The sequence below is a fragment of the Glutamicibacter sp. genome, from assembly GCF_032154645.1.
Lineage (GTDB): Bacteria > Actinomycetota > Actinomycetes > Actinomycetales > Micrococcaceae > Glutamicibacter.
The window spans coordinates 112,724-139,572 of the sequence record NZ_JALDXV010000006.1 but is presented as its reverse complement, the minus strand read 5'-3'; the positions used below and the strand labels follow the sequence as shown (position 1 = coordinate 139,572).

At 58.2% G+C, this 26,849-nt stretch carries 25 protein-coding genes, 2 tRNA genes and 1 riboswitch; of the genes, 9 read left to right on the top strand and 18 right to left on the bottom strand.

Translation table 11 applies throughout. The features are described 5' to 3' along the window. The first annotated feature begins 3 nt into the window (after positions 1 to 3). The 5 genes from RUH64_RS07565 to pknB are packed head-to-tail and all read left to right on the top strand — an operon-like array spanning position 4 to position 7,964. The gene (locus RUH64_RS07565) at positions 4 to 1,401 is read left to right on the top strand and encodes a protein phosphatase 2C domain-containing protein (RefSeq protein WP_313812551.1); all 1,398 of its coding nucleotides are present in this window, start codon (positions 4 to 6) and stop codon (positions 1,399 to 1,401) included. Continuing rightward, positions 1,398 to 2,795 (top strand): FtsW/RodA/SpoVE family cell cycle protein, encoded by a 1,398-nt coding sequence (locus RUH64_RS07560; RefSeq protein ID WP_313812549.1) that lies wholly within the window; start codon positions 1,398 to 1,400, stop codon positions 2,793 to 2,795. The genes RUH64_RS07565 and RUH64_RS07560 overlap by 4 nt, the downstream gene beginning before the upstream one ends. Further along, positions 2,792 to 4,246, top strand: coding sequence for a penicillin-binding transpeptidase domain-containing protein (locus tag RUH64_RS07555; RefSeq protein WP_313812548.1), 1,455 nt, complete (start codon positions 2,792 to 2,794; stop codon positions 4,244 to 4,246). Before RUH64_RS07560 ends, RUH64_RS07555 begins: the two co-directional genes overlap by 4 nt. Continuing rightward, a complete protein-coding gene (locus tag RUH64_RS07550) occupies positions 4,243 to 6,051 on the top strand; it encodes a protein kinase domain-containing protein (RefSeq protein WP_313812546.1) in 1,809 nt (602 codons plus the stop codon). Before RUH64_RS07555 ends, RUH64_RS07550 begins: the two co-directional genes overlap by 4 nt. Next, positions 6,051 to 7,964: a Stk1 family PASTA domain-containing Ser/Thr kinase gene (gene pknB, locus RUH64_RS07545; protein ID WP_313812545.1), complete on the top strand. Its 1,914-nt coding sequence runs from the start codon at positions 6,051 to 6,053 to the stop codon at positions 7,962 to 7,964. Before RUH64_RS07550 ends, pknB begins: the two co-directional genes overlap by 1 nt. Before the next feature lie 45 nt (positions 7,965 to 8,009). Here the strand turns inward: pknB and RUH64_RS07540 are convergent, their stop codons facing one another. The 3 genes from RUH64_RS07540 to RUH64_RS07530 are packed head-to-tail and all read right to left on the bottom strand — an operon-like array spanning position 8,010 to position 9,640. Next, positions 8,010 to 8,654, bottom strand: coding sequence for an aminodeoxychorismate/anthranilate synthase component II (locus RUH64_RS07540; RefSeq protein ID WP_313812544.1), 645 nt, complete (start codon positions 8,652 to 8,654; stop codon positions 8,010 to 8,012). After that, the gene (locus RUH64_RS07535) at positions 8,651 to 8,821 is read right to left on the bottom strand and encodes a hypothetical protein (RefSeq protein WP_313812543.1); all 171 of its coding nucleotides are present in this window, start codon (positions 8,819 to 8,821) and stop codon (positions 8,651 to 8,653) included. The genes RUH64_RS07540 and RUH64_RS07535 overlap by 4 nt, the downstream gene beginning before the upstream one ends. A gap of 9 nt (positions 8,822 to 8,830) precedes the next feature. Beyond that, on the bottom strand, positions 8,831 to 9,640 hold the full coding sequence (locus RUH64_RS07530; protein WP_313812542.1) for a class E sortase: 810 nt from the start codon (positions 9,638 to 9,640) through the stop codon (positions 8,831 to 8,833). Between the two features lie 210 nt (positions 9,641 to 9,850). On the opposite strand from RUH64_RS07530, the gene RUH64_RS07525 reads away from it, so the two are divergent. Then, on the top strand, positions 9,851 to 10,105 hold the full coding sequence (locus RUH64_RS07525; RefSeq protein ID WP_313812541.1) for a cell division protein CrgA: 255 nt from the start codon (positions 9,851 to 9,853) through the stop codon (positions 10,103 to 10,105). 7 nt (positions 10,106 to 10,112) lie between these two features. On the opposite strand, the gene RUH64_RS07520 is transcribed toward RUH64_RS07525, so the two are convergent. Together RUH64_RS07520 and RUH64_RS07515 are read right to left on the bottom strand one after the other, a co-directional pair. Then, positions 10,113 to 10,430, bottom strand: coding sequence for a multidrug efflux SMR transporter (locus RUH64_RS07520; protein WP_313812540.1), 318 nt, complete (start codon positions 10,428 to 10,430; stop codon positions 10,113 to 10,115). 14 nt (positions 10,431 to 10,444) lie between these two features. Next, a riboswitch (guanidine-III (ykkC-III) riboswitch) is annotated at positions 10,445 to 10,514 on the bottom strand. A gap of 2 nt (positions 10,515 to 10,516) precedes the next feature. After that, positions 10,517 to 11,401 (bottom strand): ArgP/LysG family DNA-binding transcriptional regulator, encoded by an 885-nt coding sequence (locus tag RUH64_RS07515; RefSeq protein WP_313812539.1) that lies wholly within the window; start codon positions 11,399 to 11,401, stop codon positions 10,517 to 10,519. Positions 11,402 to 11,472: 71 nt separating this feature from the next. Here RUH64_RS07515 and RUH64_RS07510 point away from each other — a divergent pair, with 71 nt between their 5' ends. Continuing rightward, positions 11,473 to 12,090, top strand: coding sequence for a LysE/ArgO family amino acid transporter (locus tag RUH64_RS07510; protein WP_313812538.1), 618 nt, complete (start codon positions 11,473 to 11,475; stop codon positions 12,088 to 12,090). Positions 12,091 to 12,570: 480 nt separating this feature from the next. Here the strand turns inward: RUH64_RS07510 and RUH64_RS07505 are convergent, their stop codons facing one another. Then, on the bottom strand, positions 12,571 to 13,197 hold the full coding sequence (locus tag RUH64_RS07505; RefSeq protein WP_313812537.1) for a rhomboid family intramembrane serine protease: 627 nt from the start codon (positions 13,195 to 13,197) through the stop codon (positions 12,571 to 12,573). Positions 13,198 to 13,540: 343 nt separating this feature from the next. Continuing rightward, positions 13,541 to 14,086: a peptidylprolyl isomerase gene (locus RUH64_RS07500; RefSeq protein WP_313812536.1), complete on the bottom strand. Its 546-nt coding sequence runs from the start codon at positions 14,084 to 14,086 to the stop codon at positions 13,541 to 13,543. A 171-nt stretch (positions 14,087 to 14,257) separates the two neighbouring features. Here RUH64_RS07500 and RUH64_RS07495 point away from each other — a divergent pair, with 171 nt between their 5' ends. Then, positions 14,258 to 14,464 carry a hypothetical protein gene (locus RUH64_RS07495; RefSeq protein ID WP_313812535.1) on the top strand — a complete coding sequence of 69 codons (207 nt, stop codon included), beginning with the start codon at positions 14,258 to 14,260 and terminating at the stop codon, positions 14,462 to 14,464. Here the strand turns inward: RUH64_RS07495 and RUH64_RS07490 are convergent. Beyond that, positions 14,458 to 15,339 carry a DMT family transporter gene (locus RUH64_RS07490; protein WP_313812534.1) on the bottom strand — a complete coding sequence of 294 codons (882 nt, stop codon included), beginning with the start codon at positions 15,337 to 15,339 and terminating at the stop codon, positions 14,458 to 14,460. The two genes, RUH64_RS07495 and RUH64_RS07490, sit on opposite strands and share 7 nt — an antisense overlap. Before the next feature lie 122 nt (positions 15,340 to 15,461). Continuing rightward, complete coding sequence (locus RUH64_RS07485) at positions 15,462 to 16,430, bottom strand: bile acid:sodium symporter family protein (RefSeq protein ID WP_313812608.1); 969 nt, start codon at positions 16,428 to 16,430, stop codon at positions 15,462 to 15,464. 111 nt (positions 16,431 to 16,541) lie between these two features. Here RUH64_RS07485 and RUH64_RS07480 point away from each other — a divergent pair, with 111 nt between their 5' ends. Further along, on the top strand, positions 16,542 to 17,714 hold the full coding sequence (locus RUH64_RS07480; protein WP_313812533.1) for a glycosyltransferase family 1 protein: 1,173 nt from the start codon (positions 16,542 to 16,544) through the stop codon (positions 17,712 to 17,714). A gap of 115 nt (positions 17,715 to 17,829) precedes the next feature. Here the strand turns inward: RUH64_RS07480 and RUH64_RS07475 are convergent. The 9 genes from RUH64_RS07475 to dnaN form a co-directional block, all read right to left on the bottom strand. Then, positions 17,830 to 17,902: transfer RNA gene (locus tag RUH64_RS07475), tRNA-Ala, on the bottom strand. A 7-nt stretch (positions 17,903 to 17,909) separates the two neighbouring features. Next, positions 17,910 to 18,029 carry a DLW-39 family protein gene (locus tag RUH64_RS16900; protein WP_396275996.1) on the bottom strand — a complete coding sequence of 40 codons (120 nt, stop codon included), beginning with the start codon at positions 18,027 to 18,029 and terminating at the stop codon, positions 17,910 to 17,912. 31 nt (positions 18,030 to 18,060) lie between these two features. Continuing rightward, a tRNA-Ile gene (locus tag RUH64_RS07470) sits at positions 18,061 to 18,134 on the bottom strand. A 120-nt stretch (positions 18,135 to 18,254) separates the two neighbouring features. Further along, entirely contained in the window at positions 18,255 to 18,839 is a 585-nt protein-coding gene (locus RUH64_RS07465; RefSeq protein ID WP_313812532.1) for a DUF3566 domain-containing protein, read from the bottom strand. Further along, complete coding sequence (gene gyrA, locus RUH64_RS07460) at positions 18,836 to 21,463, bottom strand: DNA gyrase subunit A (RefSeq protein WP_313812530.1); 2,628 nt, start codon at positions 21,461 to 21,463, stop codon at positions 18,836 to 18,838. Before gyrA ends, RUH64_RS07465 begins: the two co-directional genes overlap by 4 nt. Positions 21,464 to 21,510: 47 nt before the next feature. Beyond that, positions 21,511 to 23,514 (bottom strand): DNA topoisomerase (ATP-hydrolyzing) subunit B, encoded by a 2,004-nt coding sequence (gene gyrB / locus RUH64_RS07455; protein WP_313812607.1) that lies wholly within the window; start codon positions 23,512 to 23,514, stop codon positions 21,511 to 21,513. Between the two features lie 346 nt (positions 23,515 to 23,860). Beyond that, positions 23,861 to 24,418: a DciA family protein gene (locus RUH64_RS07450; RefSeq protein ID WP_313812528.1), complete on the bottom strand. Its 558-nt coding sequence runs from the start codon at positions 24,416 to 24,418 to the stop codon at positions 23,861 to 23,863. Next, positions 24,411 to 25,574 (bottom strand): DNA replication/repair protein RecF, encoded by a 1,164-nt coding sequence (recF, locus tag RUH64_RS07445; protein WP_313812526.1) that lies wholly within the window; start codon positions 25,572 to 25,574, stop codon positions 24,411 to 24,413. Before recF ends, RUH64_RS07450 begins: the two co-directional genes overlap by 8 nt. 60 nt (positions 25,575 to 25,634) lie before the next feature. Further along, positions 25,635 to 26,762 carry a DNA polymerase III subunit beta gene (dnaN, locus tag RUH64_RS07440; protein WP_313812525.1) on the bottom strand — a complete coding sequence of 376 codons (1,128 nt, stop codon included), beginning with the start codon at positions 26,760 to 26,762 and terminating at the stop codon, positions 25,635 to 25,637. Positions 26,763 to 26,849: the final 87 nt, after the last annotated feature.

The following is a 26,849-nucleotide window of genomic DNA, read 5'->3' as shown; positions in this document are numbered from 1 at the left end:
CCTATGGCTTTGAAGTTTAAATTTGCCGCCAAGTCCGATGTCGGACGAATCCGCAAGAAGAATGACGACTCCGCCTATGTCGGAGCCCATCTTGCGGTGCTCGCCGACGGCATGGGCGGACACGTTGGCGGCGACGTCGCCTCGGCTTCTACCGTCTTGGATCTGGTGCATCTGGACCGCGACATCACCCCGGATCCGCAAAATGCGCTGCCGGATGAGATTCAGGCCGCCAACCTGGTGCTCAATGAACTGGTCAGTGCCAACCCGAAGCTTTCGGGTATGGGCACCACCGTGACCTCATTGCTGCTTTCCCAGAGCACCTTGCACATGGCCCACATCGGCGATTCACGTGCCTACCGGCTCAAGGACGGAGTCTTTGAGCAAATCAGCAAGGACCACACATTTGTGCAGCGCCTTGTCGACGAGGGCCGCATCAGCAAGGCCGAAGCCGAAGTCCACCCGCATAAGAACGTACTGCTGCGCGTGCTTGGCGATTCCGACGCCTCCCCCGAGCTGGATGTCCAGCAGCTGCCCGCCGCGGTGGGAGAACGCTGGATGCTGTGCTCCGACGGCCTGACCGATGCCGTGCCGGTGCCGGTGGTCGAACAGATCATCCGCCAGACCGAAGACATGGACCAGGCGGTCAACGACCTTGTTGCAGTCACCCTGCGCAACGGCGCACCGGACAACGTCACCGTTGTGATGTTCGAGGTCGTCGAGGACAACCTGCAGCCCGGCGACGAACACTCCGAGTCCGAGCCTGCTCCGGACACCGGGCAGCTGACCATCGCCGCGGAGGGCGATGTTGAAGCCAGTGCTTCGCTGCTGCGCCACGAGATTTCCCAGCGGCCCCACCTGTTGGTCGGAGCCGCTCAGTTGGCCACCCAAACCGGTCAGATTCCGGTGGTCACACAGCATACCGGCGAACGCCGCGCTGCCGTGCTGCTCACGCACCGTTCCTCGGAAGCCGGTGAGGTGCTGGATCCGATCGACCAGTCGCTGCCGCGCCGACGCTGGCTGATGCCGATTCTGCTGACAATGGCTTCGCTGTTGGTGGTGATCTTCGGAGTCTGGGGCTACATGTGGACGCAAACCCAGTACTTCGTCGGCACCGTCGATGGAAAGGTCGCCATTTATCAGGGTGTACCACAGGAACTGGGTCCGATTTCGCTTTCGGAAATCGACACCGTCAGTTCGGTCCCGCTCGAAGCACTGCCGGAATATTCGCGCCAGCGTGTTGAATCAACGATTTCAGCTAGCAGCCGCGAGCATGCCCAAGCAATCATTCAGGAGCTGCTGGTCACCGCCAAGCAGAACTGCCCAGTCCAGGTTCCAGAAACCAATAAAACCAACAACACACAAGCCCCGCTGCCAGCCTATTGTCAGGAGATCATGCAATGACCGATGTGCAAACTGCACCGGTGCCACGGCGCAATCTCGAACTAGTGCTGCTGCTGCTCGCCCTGTGTGTCGGCGGTTCCGCATTCTTCCTCGTTGGCAGCGCCAGCGAGACAAGCGACAACAAGAACTTCATCATCCAGATGAGCATCATGGCTGTTCTCGCGCTGATCATCCATGTACTTCTGCGGATTTTTGCCAAATATGCCGATCCAGTAATACTTCCAATTACGGTTGCCCTGAACTCGCTCGGCCTGGCAATGATCCACCGAATCGACATCGCGAAGGGTACCTCGCAGTCGGCACGCCAGCTGATGTGGACGGCCATCGCGGTGCTCGTCGCGGGCATCGTACTCTGGGCGGTCAAGGACCACCGCGTGCTACGCCGCTTCACCTACATCGCACTGGTCGTCTCGATCGGACTGCTATTGCTCCCGCTGATCCCGGGTCTCGGTGTGACCATCAACGGCGCACGCATTTGGATCCGCGTTGGAAGCTTCTCGCTGCAGCCCGGTGAGCTTGCAAAGATCACCCTGTCGATCTTCTTCGCCGGCTACCTGTCCTCCAACCGCGACTTGATCCTGATGGCAGGTCGCAAGTTCGGACCGCTGCAGCTGCCGCGCATGCGAGACATGGCTCCGATGGTCATCGCCTGGCTGCTGTCCATCGGCGTGCTGGTGATCCAGCGCGACCTCGGCTCCGCCATCCTGTTCTTCGGCCTGTTCATTCTCATGATCTACGTTGCCACCTCGCGCATCTCGTGGGTGCTCATCGGCCTGTCGATGGTCGCAGCCGGAGGTATCTTCGCCTACAGCACCATGGGCCACGTCCAGCGCCGCGTCAATGTCTGGCTCAACGCCTTCGACCCCGAGATCTATCAGGCTCGAGGCGGCAGCGCCCAGATCGTCGAGGGTCTGTTCGGCATGGCCGACGGCGGCCTGTTCGGCACAGGACTGGGCGGAGGTTCGCCCTATCGCGTTCCACTGGCGAACTCGGACATGATCATCGCCTCCTTCGGTGAAGAGATCGGCCTGATCGGCGTCACCGCCATCATCCTGCTTTACCTATTGCTGGTATCCCGCGGCCTGCGCGCAGCGCTGGGCTCACGCGATACCTTCGGCAAGCTGCTCGCCAGCGGACTTGCCTTCACCTTTGGCCTGCAGTGCGTGGTCATCATCGGCGGCGTGACCCGGTTGATTCCATTGACCGGTCTCGCCACGCCATTCATGGCCGCCGGCGGTTCATCACTGCTTGCCAACTGGATCATCATCGCTCTGCTCCTGCTCATCTCCCACAATGCGCGCCGTCCAATTGCCGGCGCGGTAGGACCAACCGATGAAATTGCAACGCCTAAGTCCAGCACCCTCAAAGAACGACTGGCGGTGATCAAGCGTTGAATCATGCAATTAAGCGAGTATGGGTCGCACTGACGATGCTCTTTGTCGTCTGCCTTGGCGGCCTGAGCTACATTCAGTTCTTCAATGCCGAGACCCTGAACGACAACGCCCTGAACAAGCGTCAGCTGTTCCGTGAGTTCGATCTGCCGCGCGGCGCCATTCTTGTCGACGGCAAGCCAATTGCCGAATCGGTGGAAACCGACGACGGGCAGTTCAACTACCAGCGCAAGTACACCGACCCGGAGCTTTATGCACACCTGACCGGCTACTACTCGCTGGCCAACGGCACCACCCAGCTGGAGTCCAAGCTCAATGACTGGCTGACCGGCACCAGCTCGGATCTGCTCTACGACCGCCTGGCCGCCATGTTCACCGGCAAGCAGGCCGAGGGTGCCTCGGTGGAACTGACCATCGACGGCAAGCTGCAGCAGGCAGCCTACGATGCAATTCCCGACAAGTCGATGCGCGCCACCGTGATCGTCAGCGAGCCGAAGACCGGCAAGATTCGTGCAATGGTCTCTACCCCGACCTATGACACGAACGAGCTGGCGGTGCACTCCACCACGCAGGCGGCAAAGAACGCCAAGAAGATCAGTGAGATCGACGGGCTGAGCCAGTACGTCAACCCTGCCATCGGCAACCTTGTCGCGCCGGGCTCCTCCTTCAAGATCCTCAGCACCGTTGCGGCGCTTGAATCCGGCAAGTTCGATATGACCACTCCGATCAAGAACCCTGCCAAGGTGAACCTTCCGGGAACCAATGCTCCGCTACCGAACTTCGTCGAGGGCATCTGCTCCCGGCGGTCCGAGGCAGACCTAGCCTTCATCTTTGCACAGAGCTGCAACACTCCGTTCGCCGAGATCAGCCAGGCCGTCGGTCCGGAAGGATTTGCGGATGTCACCGAGCGCTTTGGCTTTGGCCAGCAGTTGGAGATCCCGCAGTCTGTCACCCCGAGCGTGTTCCCGACCAACGGCGTTACCGCCGATCAGCTCGCGCTGATGGCGATCGGCCAGTTCGACAACAAGGTCACCCCGCTGCAGATGAATATGGTCGCCATGGCCATCGCGAACGACGGAGTGATCATGAAGCCGAATATGGTGGAAAAGGTGATTGCTCCGGACCTGCGCGTTATCGAGCAGCCGAAGCCCGAGAAGTTCTCCACCGCTACCACCCCTGAGGTGGCGAACGATCTCAAGGAACTGATGAAGGGTCCGGTCCAGTCGGGCACCGCAATGAACGCAGCGGTTCCGGGCGTGGATCTTCGCGTGAAGACCGGTACAGCCCAGATCGGCAAAACTGGTTTGGTCAATTCCTGGATCACCGGCTTTGCACCGGCCGACGATCCGCAGGTGGCAATCACCGTCACCATCGAGCAAGTAGACTACAACACCGGCCACAACACGGCCGGGGCAATCATGAAGAATATGGTAGAGGCGGTGTTCAACAAGTGAGGCCAGTAACCGGCACCACCTTGGGCGGTCGTTACAAGTTGACCGATCGCATTGCGATCGGCGGCATGGGCGAGGTCTGGAAGGCACGAGATCAGGTACTTGGGCGCCTTGTTGCGATCAAGATTCTCAAAGAGGAATATACGAACAACGAATCGTTCCTCACCCGTTTCCGCGTCGAGGCCCGCCATACAGCCCTGCTGAACCACCCGGGCATTGCAGGCGTCTTCGACTACGGCGAGGAAGAGGGCTCCGCCTACCTGGTGATGGAGCTCGTCCCGGGCCCGCCGCTGTCCACCATCATCGAGCGCGAGCGCAAGCTGGACGTGGACCGCACCCTGTCGTTGATTGCCCAGACCGCCCGCGCCCTGGCCGCCGCCCACGAACACGGCCTGGTGCACCGCGACGTCAAGCCCGGCAACATCCTCGTCATGCCGTCGGGCACCGTAAAAATCACCGACTTCGGCATTGCCCGCCTTGCCGACCAGGTGCCGCTGACCGCCACCGGACAGGTCATGGGCACCGCCCAGTACCTCGCCCCGGAGCAGGCCACCGGACAGAACGCCACCGGAAGCTCGGACATCTACGCCCTGGGCGTCATCGGCTACGAATGCCTGGCAGGACGCCGCCCGTTCACCGGTGAATCGCAGATCGCCATCGCCCTGGCACAGGTCAACGACGCACCGCCGCCGCTGCCCGAGTCGGTGCCGGCGCCGGTGCGCCAGTTGATCATGTCGATGCTTGCCAAGAACCCCGCGGACCGCCCGGAAAACGCGACGGCACTGGCTCAGGCGGCCGATGCGCTGCGCGCCGGAGACACGAACACCGCAACCCTCGCGGTGCCAGGCATGCTTGCCACCGGGATCGTCGACGCGGCCACCCAGGCAATGAACCTCGACGACGCAGCAACCCAGGCCATCGGCCAAGCCGATTCGGCCCCGGCCATGACCAATGCGATGCCTACCGTCGTTGCCGGCGCCGCAGCTGAGGAATTCTCTGCATCGAGCGCCGACGCCGCCCAGACACCGGGCTTCGACCAGGAGGACGTGCAGGAATACGAGGAAGAGCGCAAGCGCAGCCCCTGGATCATTCCGTTGATCGTCGTGATCGTGATTGCAGCGCTGATCGCCCTGGCCGCATGGCTCGTGCCGCTGTTCAACAACAACTCCAACAACGAAGCACCACCCACGATCGAAAGCACCCAATCTTCCGAGGAAACCCAGAGCACGGAGCCTACCGAGGAATCTGAGACGCCGTCGGCCACGCCGACCGAAAGCGCCTCCGAAACCCCGACGCCGGCTCCCTCCACCGAGTATGTCAAGGTGAGCAACACCCTGGTCGGCCAGAATGTTGACGCCGTGATCAGCGAACTCGAGTCGCAGGGGCTCAAGGTCAAGGACGTGCCGCAGGAATCCTCGGACGCCCAGCCGGGCGAGGTCATCTCGGTGAACCCCACCGGCAGCGTTGAGAAGGGCTCCACCGTCACCGTAGTCTATGCAACAGCACCGGAGACCGTGACGGTCCCATCGGTCACCGGAACCAGCTTCACCGCCGCCCAGTCGCTGCTGCAGGAAACAGGTCTTGCAGTTCTCAAGGGCTCGGAGGTCTATGACTCGTCGCCTGCCGGCACCGTATTGGAGCAGAGCGTTGCAGCCAACTCCGAGGTCGCCCCGGGCACCAGCGTTTCGCTGACCGTTTCCAAGGGACCGGAGCCTTCCGAGTCCCCGACCCCGACCCTCAAGGCCACCCAGTCGCCGACCGCCACCCCTAGCGGCGACGCCGAAGAAGAAGCTCCAAGCGATAATTAATGAGCGAACTAGAACAACTACCGCCGGGGCTGCCGCGGCTGATCAACGGACGCTATGAGGTCCATTCACTGATCGGCCGAGGCGGCATGGCCGACGTGTATCTTGCCATCGATCAGGTGCTTGCCCGCAAGGTAGCGGTGAAGGTGCTGCGCGCCGACACCGCCAACAACCCCATGGTCGTCAACCGCTTCCGCCGCGAAGCCAAGGCAGTCGCCGGATTGAGCCATCCGAATATCGTCGCGGTCTTCGACACCGGCGAGCTTCCTGCTGCCGACGCCAGCAGCGAACAACTGCCGTTCATGGTGATGGAATACGTCACCGGCCGCACCCTGAAGCAGGTCATCGCCGAAGAGGACGTGGATGAGCAGCGTGCCGTAGAGCTGATGCGCGGCGTCTGCGACGCACTGGACCACTCGCATAGCAAGAATGTGGTCCACCGCGACATCAAGCCCGCCAACGTCATGGTCACCGACACCGGGCACGTCAAGCTGATGGACTTCGGCATCGCCCAGGCGCTGGACAACTCCGCCACCATGACGCAGACCGCCGCCGTGGTGGGCACCGCACAGTACTTCTCCCCCGAGCAGGCCCGCGGCGAACAGGTAGATTTCCGCTCCGACATCTATTCGGCCGGATGCCTGTTCTATGAGCTGCTGACCCACAAGCCGCCGTTTACCGGCGACTCTCCCGTGTCGGTGGCCTATCAGCACGTTGGCGAGGACCCGATCCCGCCCAGCGAAGCAAATGACCAGGTCAACCCGATCTACGATGTGATCGTGCTCAAGGCGCTGGCCAAGGAGCGCGACGCGCGCTTCCAGTCGGCCGGTGCGTTCGCCCACGCACTGGAAGATGCCGCCCACGGCATCGAATACGCTGAGGCGCTGGTCCCGGCGTACACCATGCCGATCTACGGCACCCACGACTCCACGGAAACCCTGTCTGCGGCGGCCCCGTTGACCAACGAGAACCCCGTGTTCTCCGAACGCGACGATCTGCCCGCAGAGCCAGTGCACCGCAAGTCGAACCGCGGGCTGATCGCACTGCTGATCGTCCTGGCCCTGCTCGCCGTCGGCATCGCCGGTTTCGTCCTATTCCGCTCCATCCAGGCCGAACAGGAGCGCAATGCGCCCGTCGCGGTGCCTCAGGTGGAAAAGATGTCTGAAGACGAGGCCACCTCGGCGCTGAGCGCTGCGACCTTCAAGGTCAGCGTGCAGCATGAATACAGCGATGACGTCGACGAGGGCGACGCCACCCGCACCGACCCGGAGGCCGGCAGGGAAATCTCCAAGGAATCTACCGTCACGCTGTACATCTCCGACGGTTCGGAACAGCGCACCATTCCGAAGGACATCGTGAATCAGTCCGAGGCTGCGGCCCGCGACGCCCTGCGCGAGGCCGGACTGGAGGTCGGCGAGGTGACGCACGAGAACTCGGCGACGGTTCCCACCGACTGGGTCATCGGCACCTCGCCGGAAGCCGGCTCCAAGGTCAAGGCAGGCTCCAAGGTCGACCTGAACCTCTCCACCGGCAAGGTGACAGTCCCAGCTGTGACGAATATGAGCAAGGATGAAGCAACCAAGGCTTTGGAGGACGACGACGTCAAGCTGCAGGTGCAGTTCGTAGACGTTGAAACCAGCGCCCAGGAGCCGGGGACGCTCTTTGAGCAGGACCCTGCTTCAGGAACCGAGGTGCCTCAAGGCAGCCTGGTGAAGATCTCGGTGGCGGTCCCGCTGCCGGAGCCCACTCCGACGCCGACGCCGACCCCTAGCGAGGAATCCTCGAATTCACTGCAGAATCCGGCGGCGCCCGGCCCAATCGGTAAATCTTCGGACAAGGAGAAGGACGCCGAATCGGGAAACAACGGCCCCCTGAACCGGACCAAACCGACAGATCAGCCTAAAGACAACGAATAAACGAGAAAAGCGCCACGGATTCCGTGGCGCTTTTCTCGTCCAAAATTATTCTCCGCTGAAGAGCGGGCTAAGCTTTGCGGCCTTCTGGGCGGCGCCTGCAAGACCGACGAACTCGAGCCAGTTGCCGAGCATCTGATAGCCCTGCTCGGTGAGCACCGACTCTGGGTGGTACTGCAGGCCCCACAGCGGCGCGCTGCGATGCGCCAGCCCCATGATGACTCCGCCCTCGGTGGCAGCGATGATCTCCAGCTCTTCGGGGATGCTCTCGCGAACTGCCGCCAGGGAATGGTAGCGAGTTGCCGTGAACGGGTTGGCCACCTGAGCGAAGATCGGATGTTCCTCGTGCTTGACCAACGAGGTTTTTCCGTGCATCAGTTCTTCGGCATGGGTGACGGTTCCCCCATAGGCTTCGGCGAGCGCCTGGTGCCCCAGGCAGACGCCGAGCATCGGCTTGTTTTGCTGGCCGCACCACTTGATCAGATCGATGCTCACGCCGGCTCCTGCCGGATCGCCAGGACCTGGGGAGACCAGGACGCCGTCAAAGTCGGTTGCCAGGGCGGCAACCTCTTCAAAGCTCAGATCGTCGTTGCGGTAGACGGTGGTTTCTGCACCGAGCTCCTGCAGATAGCCCACCAGGGTGTAGACGAAGCTGTCGTAGTTGTCGATCACAAGGATCTTGATGGTGCTCACTGCGTGCTTAGGCCAATCGTCGAGTCGGTGAACGGGCTGATGTATTGATTCAGCCACGGAAAAACGTACATCATCAGTAATAGCACGACGGCGGCAATGAGGATCAATGCTTCAATAATGCGAAGCCACAAAGGGCCGGGCAGATTGCGAAAAATCCAAGAGTACATGCTTCTCCCCTAGCTGGTTGCCTTGATCACGAGGTCACGAATTTCCGCCGGCGGACCTGCATCCAGCGGACGCCAGTCGGTCAGCTTCGAATACGCGATCATTCGCTGCTTCGTCGTGTACTTCGGATGGCAGGTAGTCATCGTCAAGATCGACTCGGTGGGTTCTACACCCCACTGATGAGGAACCGGGAGCAGCACATCTCCGTTGGACGGTTCGACGACCTCGGTGTCGTACCACGTATAGGTGTAGTACCCCTTTTTGGTCTGCAGGTAGATCTTGTCGCCCTCATTCAGCTTGTCGATATCCCAGAACACCTGGCCGTGGGTCTGGCGGTGGGCGGCAACGGCGAAGTTTCCCTTTTCCCCAGGCTGCTGGGTGGTGGGATAGTGGCCGATTCCGAGATTGTCGATGACGTTATCGCCCACGCCCTCGGTCACCGGATGGTAGGTTCCGTTGCTTCCCCAGGTAGGGAAGTACATAATGCCGAAAGTCTCTCCCGGGCCAATTGCAGTGACCGGGGCGGGGCCGTAATCCTTGTCAACCTCTGCTTGCTGTTCCTGCTTGTCTCCGCCCTGCTGCTGGTCTTCGGGGATGACGACATCACCCATTTCCTGGACAAAGGTGTTAGTCACTTCGCTCTGTGCGTTGGCCGAGTCGATATTTGTCCACCATAGTTCCCACGCCACATAGAGCATGAGGAAGATGCCTAAGGTGATCAGCAGCTCGCCAAGAAAGCCAGCGATGCGGTTGCCCACGGACGGGCGACGCCGGGCCGTGCGGCGGCCCGTAGCTGTAGCGGCACGGTTCACGAAGATCATGCTCCTATAACAAGGACTTGCATTATTCCCTCAATGGCGTTCCACACGGCGGGATTGCTCAATCAGCTGCTGCTGTTGCGGTTAGTATTGAAGGTGTTGTAGGGGAATACTCGAAACATTACGAAGGTATTCTTGCCACAAGACTACGGGAAGACTAGAGCGTCTCCCACATTTACTACAGTATGCGGAAGAAGCTAAGGGAGCATTCGAGTGCCGGAGTCAAAGTCACGACGCAAGAACAAGCCAAAGTCCCAGCAGAGCCAGACGTCCCACGCCATCGATAAAGAACTGCCGGTTTGGTACAAACCTGTCATGTTCGGCCTGATGCTTCTGGGCCTGGCATGGATCATGGTCTACTACATCTCCCAGACCCTCTTCCCCATCCCGAATATCGGCGGCTGGAACATCGTCATCGGTTTCGGCATTGCCATGGTCGGATTCTTCATGACTACGGGCTGGAAATAGCCTTGGGTTAGTGGCTCACGGCTTTCAGGCCAATGACGCAACCGATCAACCCGAGGATGAATACCATCTTCATGACGGTAAACGGTTCCTCGCCGGTGGCCATGGAATAGATCACTGCCAATGAGGCGCCAATCCCCACCCAGACCGCATAGGCGGTTCCGGTGGGGATTTCTTTCATGGCGAAGGCAAGTCCACCCATGGAAACCAACAAAGCGCTGAAGAAGACCACGCTTGGGACCACCCGGGACAGGCCCTCACTTCGTCCTAGGGCAATCGCCCACACTGCCTCGAACATGCCCGAAACAATCAATACGAGCCAAGACATAACCAGATACCTTTTCTGGCCGTCTTGTCCTTTGTTCCGGGTACGGCTCCCTCGTCCGGGTGCGGGACCTACTGTCCGCTCGGCATCTAGGCTAGCAAATCCAGCCCATTCTCTTGGGCAGCTGTGATCAAGATAGCTTCCAGCCGTTCCAACAGGGGCGACTGCAGCGACCATCGCTGCAGGTACAGCGGGACATCAATATGCCATTGCGCGTTGAGCTTGATCAGTTCTGGAACATCTCTTAGTTGCTGTTCTGGCACCATCCCCCAGCCAATTCCTGCTTGAATCGCTCGGACAAACTGCCACGAGTCTGGGATCATGCAGATCCTGCCCTGTAACCCAGAGGGATTCATCCCCAGGTTCTCCAACAATTGATGCTGCAGCGGATCTTCACGATCAAACACCACCATTGGGGCATGGACAAAGTCTGGCGCACCCCTAGAGGCAAAGTAGAGATCTGCCACGTCAGACCCAGCTGCCGCAAAATAGCGCATGCTTCCGAGTTTTCGAACTGTACACCCCTGGGCAGGATCTGCATTATTGGTGACCACTGCACTGACGCGCCCGCTGCGCAGCAGTTCCAAAGAGATATTTTCATCGGTACGCAAGATTTCCAATGAAACATCCGACCAGGTAGCCAATTCGGCAAACACAGGAGTCAGCCACGTAGCCAGGGAATCTGCGTTGACGCCTATCGACAGCCTCTGATGCCCCAATTGAGACAGTTCACGTGCAAATTCAACGCCCAGAGCAGTCATCTGTCTCGCGTAACGCAGAACCCTGCTCCCCTGTTGTGTAGGGACCACCGGGCGGCTTCGGATCAAGAGAACAGTACCGACTTTGTTCTCCAACGCCTTTATTCTCTGACTCACTGCGGAGGCGGTAACTCCAAGGTCGATGGAAGCATCATCGAAGCTGCCTGCATCAACTACAGCCAAGAATGTCTGCAGATGCTCCAGATCAATATTCACATTAGGAATTCTAATTTAGATTCAGATTATTAAGTTCGACACAGGCGACTCTGGCTACTTAAGGTGTATCCATGCTTCAGCCATCACTTGTCCTTGGTTTTTCGACGGGCCTTTCACTGATCGTTGCCATTGGTGCACAGAATGCCTTTGTTTTGCGCCAAGGGATCCGCAAAGAACATGTTCTCCTGACCGTCGCCCTATGCACGCTTTCTGACATCCTCCTCATTGCGGCTGGGGTAACCGGGATTGGAATTGTTGTTGAACGCGCTCCGTGGATTCTGGTCGTCGCAAGAATCGGAGGCACCGTGTTTCTCGTTTGTTATGCGCTTTTTGCGCTACGCAGAGCTATTTCACCAAGCGCCATGGAATCCGCAACGGGCAAAGAACAAATTTCTGGACTGTCAGTTGCAGCCACTGTCCTGATGCTCACCTGGCTCAACCCTCACGTCTACATCGACACGGTCCTGCTCCTTGGATCTATTGGGGCGGCACAGGGGGATGGCGCAACCGCATTCGCGGTAGGTGCAATGATTGCCAGCTTGGTGTGGTTTACAGCGTTGGGCTTCGCTGCACGATTCCTCTCGAAGTTTTTCTCTAGTGAGAGGTCGTGGCGAATACTCGATGGGATCATCTGCGTTCTCATGCTGACTTTCGCCGCGCTACTGATTACCCCAGTTTTCACCAAGTAAACAACGGTTATCCACACTTATCCACAGGAGTTGTGGATTAATACAAATCCCCACTTGTTCACAACCTTATCCACAAGTGGGGAAAAGTGGATCAAAAGTTGTAAGATTCCATTAAATCACCTAGTCAACTCAAAATAACGCAAAATTATGGGTGTGTAAAAGAGTTATTAACACTGTGGAATTAGGCTGTGGAGAGATGCAAAGATGGTCGATTTCCGACAGATCTCCCCTTCGTTTAAAGTTTCGAGCCGAATAACATCAACCAGTTTTCGATTCGCACCCACACTATCTACAGGGGGTGTTTAAAAGTTATCCACAGCTGGGGAGAAGTATGTGTGTATCTATTGTCCCGGGGGAATATATGGCGATCTACGCTGAGGCTACGGGTCCCAGGAAGCTCGGAACCTTTGAAGTTACACCGGTGTAAGTTATTAACAGTGTGGATAACTAATGTGGATATCCAGATTTTAAGTTTTCGAACTATCCGATGGTCCATTTTGCGCCAACGACTGCTGCGTAGGTTGCGCCGACAATGACGACGCTTAAAACGCTCAACAATGAAACCTGGATTATGGAGCGCTGTGGATTACTTCGAGGAATACCTACAACGCAGAGAGCAGCTAAGGTGCCAACGATGGCCCCGCCTAGGTGCGCCTGCCAAGAAATCCCCGAAACGAAGAATCCTAAGGCGACATTCAGGCCAAGGACGATAACTAGCTGCTGAACAGCGGGTTTATTGCCCCGCAAAATGATGATCGCAGCTAAGAATAGGCCAGCCAGAGCACCGGATGCACCCAAAGTAGCTGTATTGGCCGGGCTCCACAGCATCACGCCCAAGGACCCTCCCATGGCGCTGAGCAGATAGAGCCAGGTGAATCGCAAACGACCCAGTCGCGGTTCAAGCAGAATGCCGAAAATGTACACCCCGTACATATTCATCAGGATATGCAGGATCGAACCCGGCGAGTGCGCGAATGCGCTGGTGATCAACCGCCATGGCTGGTAGGCGGCAAGCCCTGGAACAAGTACTAGTTGATTGGTGAACCCTGGAATGAGCAACTGCATCAGATACACAACAATGTTCACGCCGATGAAAATCGAAGTCATCAACGGCATGCCAAACCGCAGTTTGCCTCCATACTGCGTTTTCTGCGTGGGAATGTTCTTATTGGCCTGCTGAACGCACTCGACGCATTGCACACCAACCGGTGCAGGAACCTGGCACTGTGGACAGATCGGCCGACCGCAGCGGTTGCAGGAAACATAGGAGATTGTCTGCGGGTGTCGGTAACACGTTGGTTGTGGCTGGCCCTGAGGAATTGCTTGCCCGTAAGACATCTGGTTATACCTTGCGTTGAGTAGTTAAGCGTGAATGGAGATTAAATCATCGAAGGCCCCGCCAATTCCACAAAGGGAATCGACAGGGCCTTCGAATCTTAAGACGTGTTAGTTACAGGGTCTCGATGTCAATCGAGTTGATCACTACGTCTTCCAGTGGCTTGTCGCGGCCGTCGGTGGAGACAGCATTCAAAGCGTCTACAACCTTGCGCGAATCTGCATCGACAACTTCACCGAAGATGGTGTGCTTGCCCTGCAGCCAAGTGGTAGGAACGGTGGTGATGAAGAACTGGGAACCGTTGGTACCTCGGCCCATGCGGATGCCTGCGTTGGCCATAGCCAGCTTGTATGGATCGTTGAAGTTCAGTTCCGGGTGGATCTCGTCATCGAACTGGTAGCCTGGGCCGCCGAAGCCCTGGCCCAGTGGGTCGCCACCCTGGATCATGAAGTCGGCGATGATGCGGTGGAAGACGGTTCCGCTGTACAGCGGAGTGTTGGTCTTCTTGTCACCGGTCTCTGGGTGAACCCACTCCTGCTCACCGGTCGACAGGCCAACGAAGTTGCTGACAGTCTTTGGCGCGTGGTTGCCGTAGAGATCGACAACGATGTCGCCCAAAGAGGTGTGAATCGTGGCTTTATGCGTTGCGTTTGCGGTCATGTTCTTCATTCTTCCATGAGCACCGCCTGCGGCGCTAAACAAGGACCTACGCGGTCAGTGAAAATTTCATATAAATTCCCGTGACCATCGGTCAAACACTAGCCCCGTCGGTTCTCCGATCTTAGGCTTGGAATGCTTGGTGAAATAGATGAACTCTACAAAGGGGCATATGTGAGCAAGAAGAGCGGGGCTAAGAAGCTCCTAGCGGTAGGCGTTATTGGTGGCATCATTGCAATTTTGGTTGCCGTTTGGAAAGCTTCCAAGCCCATCGAAGATCCTTGGGAAAACGAAGCTCCAAAGCCCGAGGTGCACCTTCCTGTCAAGGAGCGGGAAGTCACGGTAGAAGAAGTTCGCGACATACTGACTGAAGATCAGTAAGGTTGTTCAACTACATTTTTTGGTGGGACTTGTCCACGCACGATCAGTATGAGTCCCACCAGGATCACCGCGAGTCCCAGATACGTTGCAGCAGGGACTACCTGGCCAAGAAACACCGCCGCCAATAGCGCTGCGCCCGGAATTTCCAAGAGAATCAGGGTTGAAACTGTCAGCGGACCCAGCACGTCAAGCAGGTGATTCATGGCAGTGTGACCCAACAATTGAGCGCACACGGTGAGCAGGATGATCCCTAACCAACCCTTAGCATCGAACCCCCATATAGGTTGCCCCGTTGCTAGGCACAGCACCAAGAGAATTCCTGCGGTGATTGTGTAGCAACCCGTGGCATAGGTTGATGTACTCATTGTCCGTCTTGCCGCCGCACCTGCGAGTGTATAAATTGCAGCCAGCACGCCGCCTGCCACGGCTAGAAGATCTCCGATAATTGCTTCTCGGCCTTGTCCGAGATCAAATCCGGTAATCAGCAGAACGCCGAGGAGCGCAATGCCCATGCCGATAAAGACGGGGGTCCGGTATCTCACCTTGCGCAGAGCCTGAAAAAGTACGATCCACACGCCTTGAATGCAAACCAGTGCGGTTCCAGCGGCGACGCTGGTCATTCTCATCGAGTACATGAAGCAGATGAAGTGCAAGGCTAGTGCGGTGCCTGCAACGCCGGTGTAGAACCATTCCCTGCCCTTGATCTCGACGAATGCACGTTTGTTCTTCTTTATGCTCGGAACTGCAAGCACCGCGGCCGCCGCTCCGTTTCTCCAGAGAGCCATTGAAAGAACAGGGACACCTGGAAATGCAGCAATGATTGGACCAGACGCAGAGATTCCGAGAATTCCAGCAATGGCAAGTAAAAACGTCACGGAATAAGGTTACCGTCCGGTATTCGGGGTTCTAAATCTTCCCGTATGCATCGATTCCACTTCTGGAACACTTCACAAATTTATAAATGCTTGAGGTGGCATATACACATGTCAATTGATCATTATTTCGATTCATTCTTCTTGTCTTGGCGTCTGAAGTAGGCAGCGGTCATTGCACCTGACAAGTTGTGCCACACAGAAAAAATGGCGCCAGGCAACGCAGCTTCCGGAGTGAAGTATTGCTTTGCCAGCCCAGCGGCCAATCCAGAGTTTTGCATTCCTACTTCGATCGCGATGGTTCGGCAAGAAGTTTCAGGAACGCGAAGCAGCTTGCCCACTCCATAGCCGAGGATCAGCCCCAAACCGTTATGCAGGATGACGGCTACCAGCACCAGCAATCCAGCGGAGAGAATTGACGATGCACTTCCGGCAACGATGATGGTCACGACCACTGAAATGGAGATGACGGACATCCACGGGAGGATGTTCAAAACCTTAAGTACCCAACGATCGAGAAGCATTCTGAGGACTAGGCCAAGAACTACCGGGATCAGCACTATCTGCACGACGCTTCCAGCCATGGCACGCGCGTCAACCGGCATATATTGTCCGGCTAGCCAAAGGGCGAGCAGGGGAGTCAACAGGGGAGCTAGAAGAGTAGATATCGATGTCATGGCAATAGAGAGTGCCACATTGCCCCTAGCGAGATACGACACCACATTCGATGCGGTACCGCCTGGGGCGCAGCCCACCAGAATCACGCCTGCGGCAAGGGCTGGATCCAAATGCAGCAGCTTCGCAATGAGCCATCCGAGAACCGGCATGATCGCGAACTGGGCAATGACTCCGCCGATCACTGGGAGCGGATTTTTAAGGACCAGCGCGAAGTCCGGCAACGTCAGGGTTAGGCCCATGCAGAACATGATCACCATCAGCAGTGGGTTAATCCATGCCGAAAGTCCGGTGAAGTTTTGTGGGAAGAGTACCCCGAGGATTCCGCCGCACAGAATCAGGAGGGGGAAAAGAAGTACGGCAATTTGAGAATCGCGCTGCTCTATTTGTTGATTGCCGTGCTGATCCGGTGGCGTCATTTCATTGTGCACGCGTCAATTTTTCAAGATCCGTTGTGATGATTCAACTTACTGCACTGTCTCGGTGGGAAGTTGTTCATGAGGTGAGCTCGTCTAGTTCATGCGGAAGACATGTATAAGGCTGATGGTGAAAAGGTGAAAGTTGCCATTTTTGCTGAGTCATTCCTCCCACACGTCAATGGAGTTACCAATTCCATTCTTCGCACCTTGGAACATTTGAGGCTGCGGGGAATGCAAGCTGTGGTTATCGCCCCAGCAGGGTCACTGATCAACGAACTCGGTGGAAAGGCAGTGCCTCGACGCTACTTAGGGTTCAAGGTCGTTACGGTGCCGTCCGTGCCCTTAGCCATGTATCCGGAGGTGAGGTTGTCCACCGTGTCTGTGCATAGGATCCGACGAATCCTCACCCAGGAGCAGGTGGACGTGGTGCATCTTGCCAGCCCGTTCCTGCTAGGCGGTAAGGCTATACGTGCGGCTAAAGACCTAGGACTGCCGGTTGTGGCGGTGTATCAGACAGAGGTCCCTGCCTATGCCGCCAAGTATAAATTTCCTTGGCTCACCGACCGTCTGTGGGAGCACGTTAGAACGATTCATGCTGCATCCGATCTAACCTTGGTTCCGAGCAGCTTTTCCTATCGACAGCTAGAGGCTCAAGGCCTAGAGCGGTTGTGGATGTTTCGCAGGGGAGTGGACACTACGCAATTCTCACCCCACCGAAGAAGTGAGGCGTTTCGGAAAGGTGTGGCACCTGATTCAGAACGTCTGATCGGTTATGTGGGGCGTTTATCTGCCGATAAGCAGGTAGAGGATCTGAAAGTGCTTTCCAGCCTCCCTCAGACACGTCTAGTGATCGTTGGTTCGGGGCCTCAGGGCCAAGAACTGCGCACGATCCTTCCACACGCTCATTTCACCGGTTTCCTCTCGGGGACGAAGCTGGCCGAGGCTATGGCGTCGTTTGATGTCTTTGTTCATCCAGGAGAATCGGAGACCTTCTGCCAAACCATCCAAGAGGCCATGGCTTGCGCTGTACCGGTAGTAGCTGTGGGCCGCGGAGGGCCGTTAGATTTAGTCGATTCCTCGCGCACCGGATGGCTCTATAAGCCGGGAGCCCTTGATGAGCTGGTCTATCGAGTCAGCGACCTTGTCTATGACGAGGCAAAACGCTCCGCGTTTGCATCCTCGGCCTTCGACAGTGTTCAGGGCCGCACTTGGGAAAAGATCGGAGATGAACTGCTGAATCATTACACATCGGTTATTTCTCGACTACCGTCGAGAAGATCGTGATTATTTCTCGTCGACACCGGAAAGCCTCGGACTCGAGAGCTGTTCAGTAGAACTTGAGGCAAGGAATCATAGTTAAAGAAAAGACGGGAAACTTTCGTTTCCCGTCTTTTTTCTGTGGAGCCTAGGAGAATCGAACTCCTGACATTCTGCTTGCAAAGCAGACGCTCTACCAACTGAGCTAAGGCCCCAAAAGCTTTAGGAAACTTTATCGGCTACCTGATGCCAGGTTTCCTTAGTTTCCGAAGAAGCCTTTACCTTCTTGATTACTACTACCGCAGCAGTTGCAATCGTTGCGAGAACCAGGAACTTTTTCATTACTTCCCCTTTCCCTCCAGCAAGGATTCGGTGGGCGTACCAAGACTTGAACTTGGGACCTCTTCGTTATCAGCGAAGCGCTCTAACCGCCTGAGCTATACGCCCTTGCTTTTGTTTTGTTCCCTTCGGAACGAAATAAAACTTTACCGGGGTTTCTGCAAAGATACAAATCGAGCCCAGGTGTCATGCATCACATCATGAATCCCGGGCTCGACTTGGGTGTTGCTAGTCGTCGGTGAGGGTTACTCCGGCACCGCCGACAAGCGAAGCGGCAATGTTGTAGAGCACCGCTCCAAGCATTGAAACCACAGAAATAACAACCACGTTGACCACGGCAATGATCGTGGCATAGGAAGCTACCTGACCAAGGGACATGGAATCTCGAAGGTCGAAGTTGTCCTCTGCGCCAATGGCTTCACGCATCAGCTGGTTGAAGGAGTCGAAGGTTCCACTCAGATCGAGAACGGACCAGATGCCAACGGCAGCGACTACGGTGATGACACCGAAGGCTACAGACAGCAAGAATGCGATCTTCAAGACCGAGAATGGTTCGACCTTTGAAACCAGCAGTCGCGCCTTGCGGACCTTCGCCTTGGGTGCCGGACGCACCAGGCGCTCCTGTCCATTGGCCGGACGCTGTTGGGTGGTGGTCGGCCGGGCGCCGGCAGGACGTGATCCGGGGGCGGGGCGCTGACCCGGAGCTGGACGACTGCCGGTACTGGCAGACGTCGGACGCTTTACCTGGGTAGGTCGCGGCGCTGCGCTCTTCGGGGCACTGCCACTGGGGCGGGGCGTCGAGGGCGTGCTCATGCGTTACCTCCGTTAGTGGTGTTGTCATCGTCGGCAGCGTCGGAAACAGTTTCCGGCGCAGCGGATGACTCGTTGGTGATATTTTCTGGATCTAAGGCTACGGCATCTTCCTCCGAGTTCTCTTCAAGCTCGGTTTCAGTATTCTTAGCTACCGCAATGATTTGATCCTTCTTATCCGGCTTCGCGAAAATCACGCCCATGGTGTCGCGGCCCTTGGATGGAACCTGCGAAACGGCCGAGCGGACGACCTTGCCCGAACTCATGACAACCAGCACCTCGTCGGTCTCGTCGACGATCAAGGCGCCGACCAATTCGCCACGTTCCTCGTTCAGCTTGGCCACCTTAATGCCCAGACCGCCGCGGGATTGGACGCGGTATTCGTCCACCGTGGTGCGCTTGGCGAAGCCCTCATCGGTGACGGTGAAGACGTAGGAGTCCTCGCGGACCACGTCGGCCGCCAGCAGCTCATCGCCGTCGCGGAACTTCATGCCGGTTACGCCGGAGGTGGCGCGGCCCATCGGACGCAGTGCCGTATCGGTGGCAGTGAAGCGCACCGACTGGCCCTTGCGCGAGACCAGCATCACATCATCTGATTCGCTGACCAGCTGCGCAGAGACCAGTTCATCGCCCTCGCGCAGGTTGATAGCGATCACACCGGCGGTGCGGTTGGTGTCGTAGTCTTCCAGGCGGGTCTTCTTCACCAGGCCGTTGCGGGTTGCAAGCATCAGGTACTGCGCGTCCTGGTAGGTGCGCAGATCCAGCACCTGGGCGATGTGCTCGTCCGGCTGGAAGGCCATCACGTTCGCTACGTGCTGGCCCTTCGCGTCGCGGCCTGCCTCCGCCAGTTCGTAGCACTTGGTGCGGTAGACGCGGCCGTGGTTGGTGAAGAACAGCAGCCAGTTGTGGGTGGAGGTGACAAAGAAGTGCTCCACCACGTCATCGCCGCGCAGCGAGGCACCCTTGATGCCCTTGCCGCCGCGCGCCTGCGAACGGTAGTTGTCGATGCGGGTGCGCTTGACGTAGCCGCCGCGGGTGATGGTGACGACCATTTCCTCTTCGGGAATCAGGTCTTCGACGCTCATGTCGCCGTCGTAGCCCATCAGGATCTTGGTGCGGCGCTCGTCGCCGTGCTTGTCAACGATCTCGCCCAATTCCTCGGAGACGATCTCGCGCTGACGTGCAGGGGATTCAAGGATGGACTTGTATTCGGCGATCAGCGCCATCAGCTTGGCGTGCTGGTCCAGGATCTTCTGGCGCTCGAGGGCTGCCAGGCGGCGCAGCTGCATGTCCAGGATGGCCTGGGCCTGCTCGTCGTCGATGTCCAGCAGTTCCTTGAGCCCCTCGCGGGCGATGTCCACCGTCTGCGAGGCGCGGATCAGCGCGATGACCTCGTCCAATGCATCCAGCGCCTTAAGCAGGCCGGTGAGGATGTGGGCCTCGGCCTCCGCCTTCTTCAGGCGGTAGGCGGTGCGGCGCACGATCACTTCGATCTGGTGGGTGACCCAGTGGCGGATGAAGCCGTCAAGCGGCAGGGTGCGCGGCACCCCGTCGACGATCGCTAGCATGTTCGCGGAGAAGTTGGACTGCAGCTCGGTGTGCTTGTAGAGGTTGTTCAGCACCACCTTGGCCACGGCGTCGCGCTTGAGCACGATGACCAGGCGCTGGCCGGTGCGGCCCGAGGTCTCATCGCGCATGTCCGCGATGCCGGCGATCTTGCCGTCGCGCACCAGTTCGGCGATCTTCACCGCGAGGTTATCCGGGTTCGCCATGTACGGCAGCTCGGTGACCACCAAGCAGGTGCGGCCCTGGATCTCCTCCACGTTGACCACCGCACGCATGGTGATCGAGCCGCGGCCGGTGCGGTAGGCGTCGGCGATGCCCTTGGTGCCAAGGATCATGGCCCCGGACGGGAAGTCGGGCCCCTTCACACGCAGCATCAGCGCGGCCAGCAGCTCCTCGCGGGTGGCTTCCGGGTTCTGCAGGTACCACTGCACGCCGTCGGCGACTTCGCGCAGGTTGTGCGGCGGGATGTTGGTGGCCATGCCCACGGCGATGCCGGAGGAGCCGTTGACCAACAGGTTCGGGAAGCGGGCCGGCAGGACCGTCGGTTCCTGGTTCTTGCCGTCGTAGTTGTCCTGGAAATCAACGGTGTCCTCGTTGATGTCGCGGACCATCTCCATGGCCAGCTGGGCCATCTTGGTTTCGGTGTAACGCTGGGCGGCGGCGCCGTCGTTGCCCGGCGAGCCGAAGTTGCCCTGGCCTAGGGCCAGCGGGTAGCGCATGACCCAGTCCTGGATCAGGCGGACCAGCGCATCGTAGATGGCGGTGTCGCCATGCGGGTGGTACTGGCCCATGACTTCGCCGACCACGCGAGCGCACTTGTTGTAGGCGCGCTCCGGGCGGTAGCCGCCGTCGTACATCGCGTAGATCACGCGGCGGTGCACGGGCTTCAGGCCGTCGCGCACATCCGGCAGCGCACGGCCCACGATGACGGCCATGGCGTAGTCAAGGTAGGAACGCTGCATTTCGGTCTGCAGGTCGATCTGGTCGATGCGGCCGTGCTCGTGGTTCTCCACGACCTCGCCGTCTAGCGGCTCGTTTTCAGGGGTCTGCTCGTCGCTCAATTTCTTCCCTCTAGCTCAAAAGTTTCTAAGATCCGTGGCAGCGTCGCCTAGATGTCCAGGAAGCGGACGTCCTTGGCGTTCTGCTGGATGAAGTTGCGGCGGGATTCGACGTCCTCGCCCATCAGCACGGAGAAGACCTCGTCCGCGGCGGCGGCGTCGTCCATGGTGACCTGGCGCAGGGTGCGGCGCTCCGGGTCCATGGTGGTGTCCCACAGCTCCGAGTAGTCCATCTCGCCCAAGCCCTTGTAGCGCTGGATGCCGTTTTCTTTCGGGATGCGCTTGTTCGCCGCAGCGCCTTCCACCAGCGCCTGGTCGCGCTCCTTGTCGGAGAAGACGTAGTCGTGCGGGGCGTTGGACCACTTGATGCGGTACAGCGGCGGGGCGGCCAGGAAGACGTAGCCCTGTTCGATCAGCGGGCGCATGAAGCGGAAGATCAGGGTGAGCAGCAGCGTGGTGATGTGCTGGCCGTCCACGTCGGCATCCGCCATCAGCACGATCTTGTGATAGCGCAGCTTGGAGATGTCGAACTCTTCGCCGATGCCGGTGCCGAAGGCGGTGATCATCGACTGCACCTCGGCGTTGCCCAGCGCGCGGTCCAGACGGGCTCGTTCAACGTTCAAGATCTTGCCGCGCAGCGGCAGGATGGCCTGGGTGTGCGGGTTGCGTCCACGCTTGGCCGAGCCGCCTGCGGAGTCGCCCTCCACGATGAACACCTCGCACTCGACGGGGTTCTTCGAGGAGCAGTCCGAGAGCTTGCCGGGCATGCCGAAGGATTCCATCGGGGACTTGCGGCGGGCGTTGTCGCGGGCCTTGCGCGCCGCCATGCGGGCCTGGGAAGCCAGCTGGGCCTTGCGGATGATGTCGCGGGCAACGTTCGGGTTGCGTTCAAACCAGTCGCCGAGCTCCTCATTGACCACGCCCTGGACGAAGCCGCGGGCGATGGAGTTGCCCAGCTTGGTCTTGGTCTGGCCCTCGAACTGCGGTTCGGAGAGCTTCACGGAGATGACGGCGGTCAAACCTTCGCGCACGTCGTCGCCTGTGAGGTTGTCGTCCTTCTCGCGCAGGATCTTGTTCTCGCGTGCATAGCGGTTGAGCAAGCCGGTTAGCGCGGCGCGGAAGCCCTCTTCGTGGGTGCCGCCCTCATGGGTGTTGATGGTGTTCGCGTAGGTGTGCACGGACTCGGCGTAGGCGGTGGTCCACTGCATCGCGATCTCGAGGCTGATGCCTCGATTCGAGTCCTCCGCCTCAAAGGCGATGACCTCGTCGTGCACCAGCTCGACCTTCTTGGCCGCGTTCAGGTGCTTGACGTAGTCCAGCAGGCCGTCCTTGTAGAGGTAGTCCACGCGGCGCGGCTTGACTACCTGCTTCTCGATCTCCTCGTCGACCTCTGCCTCCGGCTCCGCGACGTCCTGGATGCGTTCGTCGATCAGGATGATGCGCAGACCCTTGTTCAGGAACGCCATCTGCTGGAAGCGGGCGCGCAGGGTCTCGAAGTCGAACTCGGTGGTCTCGAAGATGCCCGCGTCCGGATAGAAGGTCTGGGTGGTACCGGTTTGATCGGTGGCTTCGCCCTTGACCAGCGGGGAAGTGGTGTGGCCGCCGTTGGAGTAGCCGATGCGCCAGGCATGGCCCTGGCGGCGCACGACGGTTTCAACCTTGGATGACAGCGCATTCACCACGGAGATGCCCACACCGTGAAGGCCACCGGACACCGCATAGCCGCCGCCGCCGAATTTGCCGCCGGCGTGAAGGATGGTCATCACTACCTCGACGGTCGGCTTGCCCTCGGTGGGGTGGATATCCACTGGGATGCCTCGGCCGTTGTCTTCACAGCGCACGCCGCCGTCTGCCTGCAGTGTGACGGTGATGGTGTCGCAGTAGCCTGCCAGCGCCTCATCGACGGAGTTGTCAACGACTTCATACACCAGGTGGTGCAGGCCGCGGGGACCTGTGGAACCGATGTACATGCCCGGGCGTTTGCGTACCGCTTCGAGTCCCTCGAGAACGGTAATATCCTGGGCGCCGTATGTGTGCTCGACTTTGGAAGTCATCGATTCGGCAGGTACTGGGATGTTGTCCGGTTCCTGCGGTGAAGCGTTTTCGGTAGACACGGGTGCTACGAACTCCTCGAATTTGGCGCGCGATAACCAGAGGCGCTTCCTTGGCAGGAGGCCCATGACGATCTTGGTCTGAAACTACTGAGTCGCGGAGTACACCGCGGCGCAGAGAATTCACTACCTCTAATTCTACCGCCTAGAGCAAAATTTTCGGGGATTCTGTGGCCTAAATCAGCCGCATAAGCCACAGAATTGACCATCTGAGCGAGTTTGAGTGATCTGCTGAGGGGGGATCCAGCTTGAGGGGGCGTTAGAGCGCCATATGCCGTGCCAGCAATTTTCAGCCGTAGGTATCTCGAGGGCCGCGGCCTGCGACAGATCTGCTTCCGTGACGCCACGAAGGAGCGTTCGGTCCCAGCACCCGAATCACCGTGACGATCCCGGGCCCGAGTTCAGCATCAAATTTCTTCAACAGCTGGTGCGTCATCAATTTCAGTTGGGTTGCCCAAGAGGTTGAATCACAGCGGACGATGACCACCGAATTTTCAAAAGATTCCGGCTTGCAATGCTGAGCGATGCGCTCACCGACCAGCTCATCCCAACGTCCCAGAACGGAGCCCACGGCAACTTGCGTGTTCCAACCCCGGGCCTTGGACATGCGCGAAACGACATCGCCGATGGACCGCGGATCGCGTGCTGCGCCTTCCGTGGGAGCGGATTTGCCCGCGGCGAAAGCATTCCTTGCAGCTTGGCGTTGGCGCACCTTTGCTATTCGAGCTGCATCCAGTCGGGCGTCGCCGCGCTCTTCGGCGAGCTTGCGCATGCGGTTGAGCAACGCCTTGGCGGCGTCGATCTCCGGGTCCATGCGGTGCTCGTCGTCAAAGCCCTGGCTAGGCATCGATTACCTGCCCAGGGGAGACCTGGAAGAAATGTCCCTTCAATGCTTCGGGGACATCATCCATCACGGCTGCAGTGACCAGAACCTGCTCAGCTCCGGCCACAATATGCGCCAGCCTGTTGCGTCTGGTTGCGTCGAGTTCTGCAAAAACGTCGTCGAGGATCAGAATGGGGCCTGATCCGGTGCGCGGATCGTCGTCGCCGAATACACGGTAGGCCGCCAAACGCAGGGCAAGAGCGAACGACCATGTCTCGCCGTGGGAGGCATAGCCCTTGGCTGGGGCCTTGCCCAACGTAAGAATCAAGTCGTCGCGGTGCGGGCCGAACAGGGAAACTCCACGCTCGAGTTCTCGAGCACGGTTTGCTTCGATTGCATCAAGCAGCAGATTTTGAATTTCTTCCTGACCTAGTTCTTCCAAATTCTGTGCTGGGAGGCTGCTTTCATCCACTTCGCCCTCGAGCGACGAACGATAGACGGCATTCGCGGCCTTGGCCCCGTCCGCGAGGTCTGCATAGGCTGCCTGCATGTAGGGACGCAGCAGGGCCAGAACATTTAGTCGGCCACGAATTAAGCGTGCGCCGGTGGCGGCGAGCTGCATATCCCATGCCTGCAGAGTGTTTTCTTGTGAGGTGTTGAGCTTGGACTTGCCGCGAATAGATTTGAGCAACGCATTGCGCTGCTTCACGATTCGTTCGTAGTCGTTCTTGGTGCCGGCTTCGATGGGACGAAGTGCAATTAACAACTCATCGAGGAACCTGCGCCGATTTGATGGATCACCCTTAATCAGTGCCAAATCTTCCGGCGCAAAGAGCACAGTTCGAACCAGGCCCAGGATTTCTCGCGCACGCACCGGATTGGCCCGGTTGATTCGAGCTCGATTGTGTTTGCCGCTGGTTATTTCTACCTCGAGCTGCGTCTGCTGACTTCCGCGATGCACAGTAGCTCGAATGAGTGCACGTTCAGCACCAAAGTTCAGCAGCGGCGCATCATTGCTAACGCGGTGGGAAGCTAAGGTCGCCAGGTATCCAATTGATTCAACGATGTTCGTTTTGCCGACGCCGTTGGGACCAACCAAGACATTGATGCCAGGAGCCAGATGCACGTCAGCTTGCGTATACGAGCGGAAGCTCGTGAGGGAAAGCTGTGAGATATACACCTGGGTCCTGACAGAAATGACGTGGTAGGAAGGATGATCTACCTACCGTGTAGGCAATGACTAGTTCGAGTTTGGCAGACGGACAGGCATCACAAGGTAGCGGTACTGGTCCTGATCGTCTTCATCCAGTTTTTCCTGTCCGGTAAGCATTGCCGGCTTTGGGGCACTGGTGAATGAGAAGCGTACGAAATCGGTATTGAAGGAATTCAGTCCTTCAGATAAGAAAGTCGGGTTGAAGGCGACGGTAATGTCTTCGCCGCGCAGTGCTGCAACGATTGCTTCTTCAGCCTGAGCGTCTTCACCGGTACCTGCATCCAAGGTCAGCTGGCCATCGATGAAAGCCATACGCACCGGGGTGTTTCTTTCAGCAACCACAGAAACGCGGCGAACCGCTTCGATCAATTCGCTGGTGCGAACGGTAGCATGAATTGGCGTATCACTAGGGAACAGCGATCGGATCTTCGGATACTCGCCATTGATCAGCAGCGATGTGGTTCGACGGTTAGCACTTTCAAAACCGACCATTTCACCGTTGGCACTGATGGCAAGCTTCAGCTCTCCTGCCCCCGACAGAGTCTTTGCTACTTCACTCAAAGTCTTTGCCTTGATGAGGAATGAAGTTGAGATTTCTGGTTGGTTCGGGGTCCAGTTCAGCTCACGCATAGCCAAGCGATAGCGGTCTGTGGCCAAGAACGTAATGAGGTCATTTTCGATTTCGACCTTAATGCCGGTAAGCACAGGAAGAGTGTCGTCTTTTGATGCGGCGACAATTACCTGCGAGACCGCTGATGCAAATGACTGGCCGTCAATGACGCCGGCAACCTCAGGCAGTTCGGGAAGGTTCGGATATTCATCCACCGGCATCGTAGCCAAATGGAATCGCGATCGACCACAGGTCAAAGTGATTTTGGAACCTTCAGTCTCCAAAGTCACCGTTGAGTTCGGCAGGGAACGGGTGATTTCAGCCAGAAGTTTTCCGGAAACCAGAATTGAGCCCTGTTCGGAGATGTCAGCAGGAATCTCAATATGGGACGAAATTTCGTAGTCGAATCCCTCGAGGCGTACTAGACCTTCATGCGAAGTGATGAGAATGCCAGCTAGTACGGGAGATGGTGGTCGCTGAGCCAAGGAGCGAGCAGTCCAAGATACGGCGTCTGCCAATACATCCTTTTCAACGCTGAACTTCACGAAAAATCCGCCTTTCGGAACCTTAATAAGTCTTAAGTCAGGCCAAGAAGGTAGTTCCCCGCCAAGTTCTTAAGCATAGAGGAGGTA

Excerpts from the sequence above, each read along its gene's own strand:
- RUH64_RS07450 (WP_313812528.1), bottom strand. The coding sequence starts at position 24,418 with ATGCCTAGCCAGGGCTTTGACGACGAGCACCGCATGGACCCGGAGATC.
- RUH64_RS07485 (WP_313812608.1), bottom strand. The coding sequence starts at position 16,430 with ATGACGCCACCGGATCAGCACGGCAATCAACAAATAGAGCAGCGCGAT.
- gyrB (WP_313812607.1), bottom strand. The coding sequence starts at position 23,514 with ATGACTTCCAAAGTCGAGCACACATACGGCGCCCAGGATATTACCGTT.
- pknB (WP_313812545.1), top strand. The coding sequence starts at position 6,051 with ATGAGCGAACTAGAACAACTACCGCCGGGGCTGCCGCGGCTGATCAAC.
- RUH64_RS07465 (WP_313812532.1), bottom strand. The coding sequence starts at position 18,839 with ATGAGCACGCCCTCGACGCCCCGCCCCAGTGGCAGTGCCCCGAAGAGC.
- RUH64_RS07530 (WP_313812542.1), bottom strand. The coding sequence starts at position 9,640 with ATGATCTTCGTGAACCGTGCCGCTACAGCTACGGGCCGCCGCACGGCC.
- RUH64_RS07535 (WP_313812543.1), bottom strand. The coding sequence starts at position 8,821 with ATGTACTCTTGGATTTTTCGCAATCTGCCCGGCCCTTTGTGGCTTCGC.
- RUH64_RS16900 (WP_396275996.1), bottom strand. The coding sequence starts at position 18,029 with ATGAAAAAGTTCCTGGTTCTCGCAACGATTGCAACTGCTGCGGTAGTA.
- RUH64_RS07480 (WP_313812533.1), top strand. The coding sequence starts at position 16,542 with ATGTATAAGGCTGATGGTGAAAAGGTGAAAGTTGCCATTTTTGCTGAG.
- RUH64_RS07500 (WP_313812536.1), bottom strand. The coding sequence starts at position 14,086 with ATGACCGCAAACGCAACGCATAAAGCCACGATTCACACCTCTTTGGGC.
- RUH64_RS07505 (WP_313812537.1), bottom strand. The coding sequence starts at position 13,197 with ATGACTTCGATTTTCATCGGCGTGAACATTGTTGTGTATCTGATGCAG.
- RUH64_RS07510 (WP_313812538.1), top strand. The coding sequence starts at position 11,473 with ATGCTTCAGCCATCACTTGTCCTTGGTTTTTCGACGGGCCTTTCACTG.
- RUH64_RS07520 (WP_313812540.1), bottom strand. The coding sequence starts at position 10,430 with ATGTCTTGGCTCGTATTGATTGTTTCGGGCATGTTCGAGGCAGTGTGG.
- RUH64_RS07560 (WP_313812549.1), top strand. The coding sequence starts at position 1,398 with ATGACCGATGTGCAAACTGCACCGGTGCCACGGCGCAATCTCGAACTA.
- RUH64_RS07565 (WP_313812551.1), top strand. The coding sequence starts at position 4 with ATGGCTTTGAAGTTTAAATTTGCCGCCAAGTCCGATGTCGGACGAATC.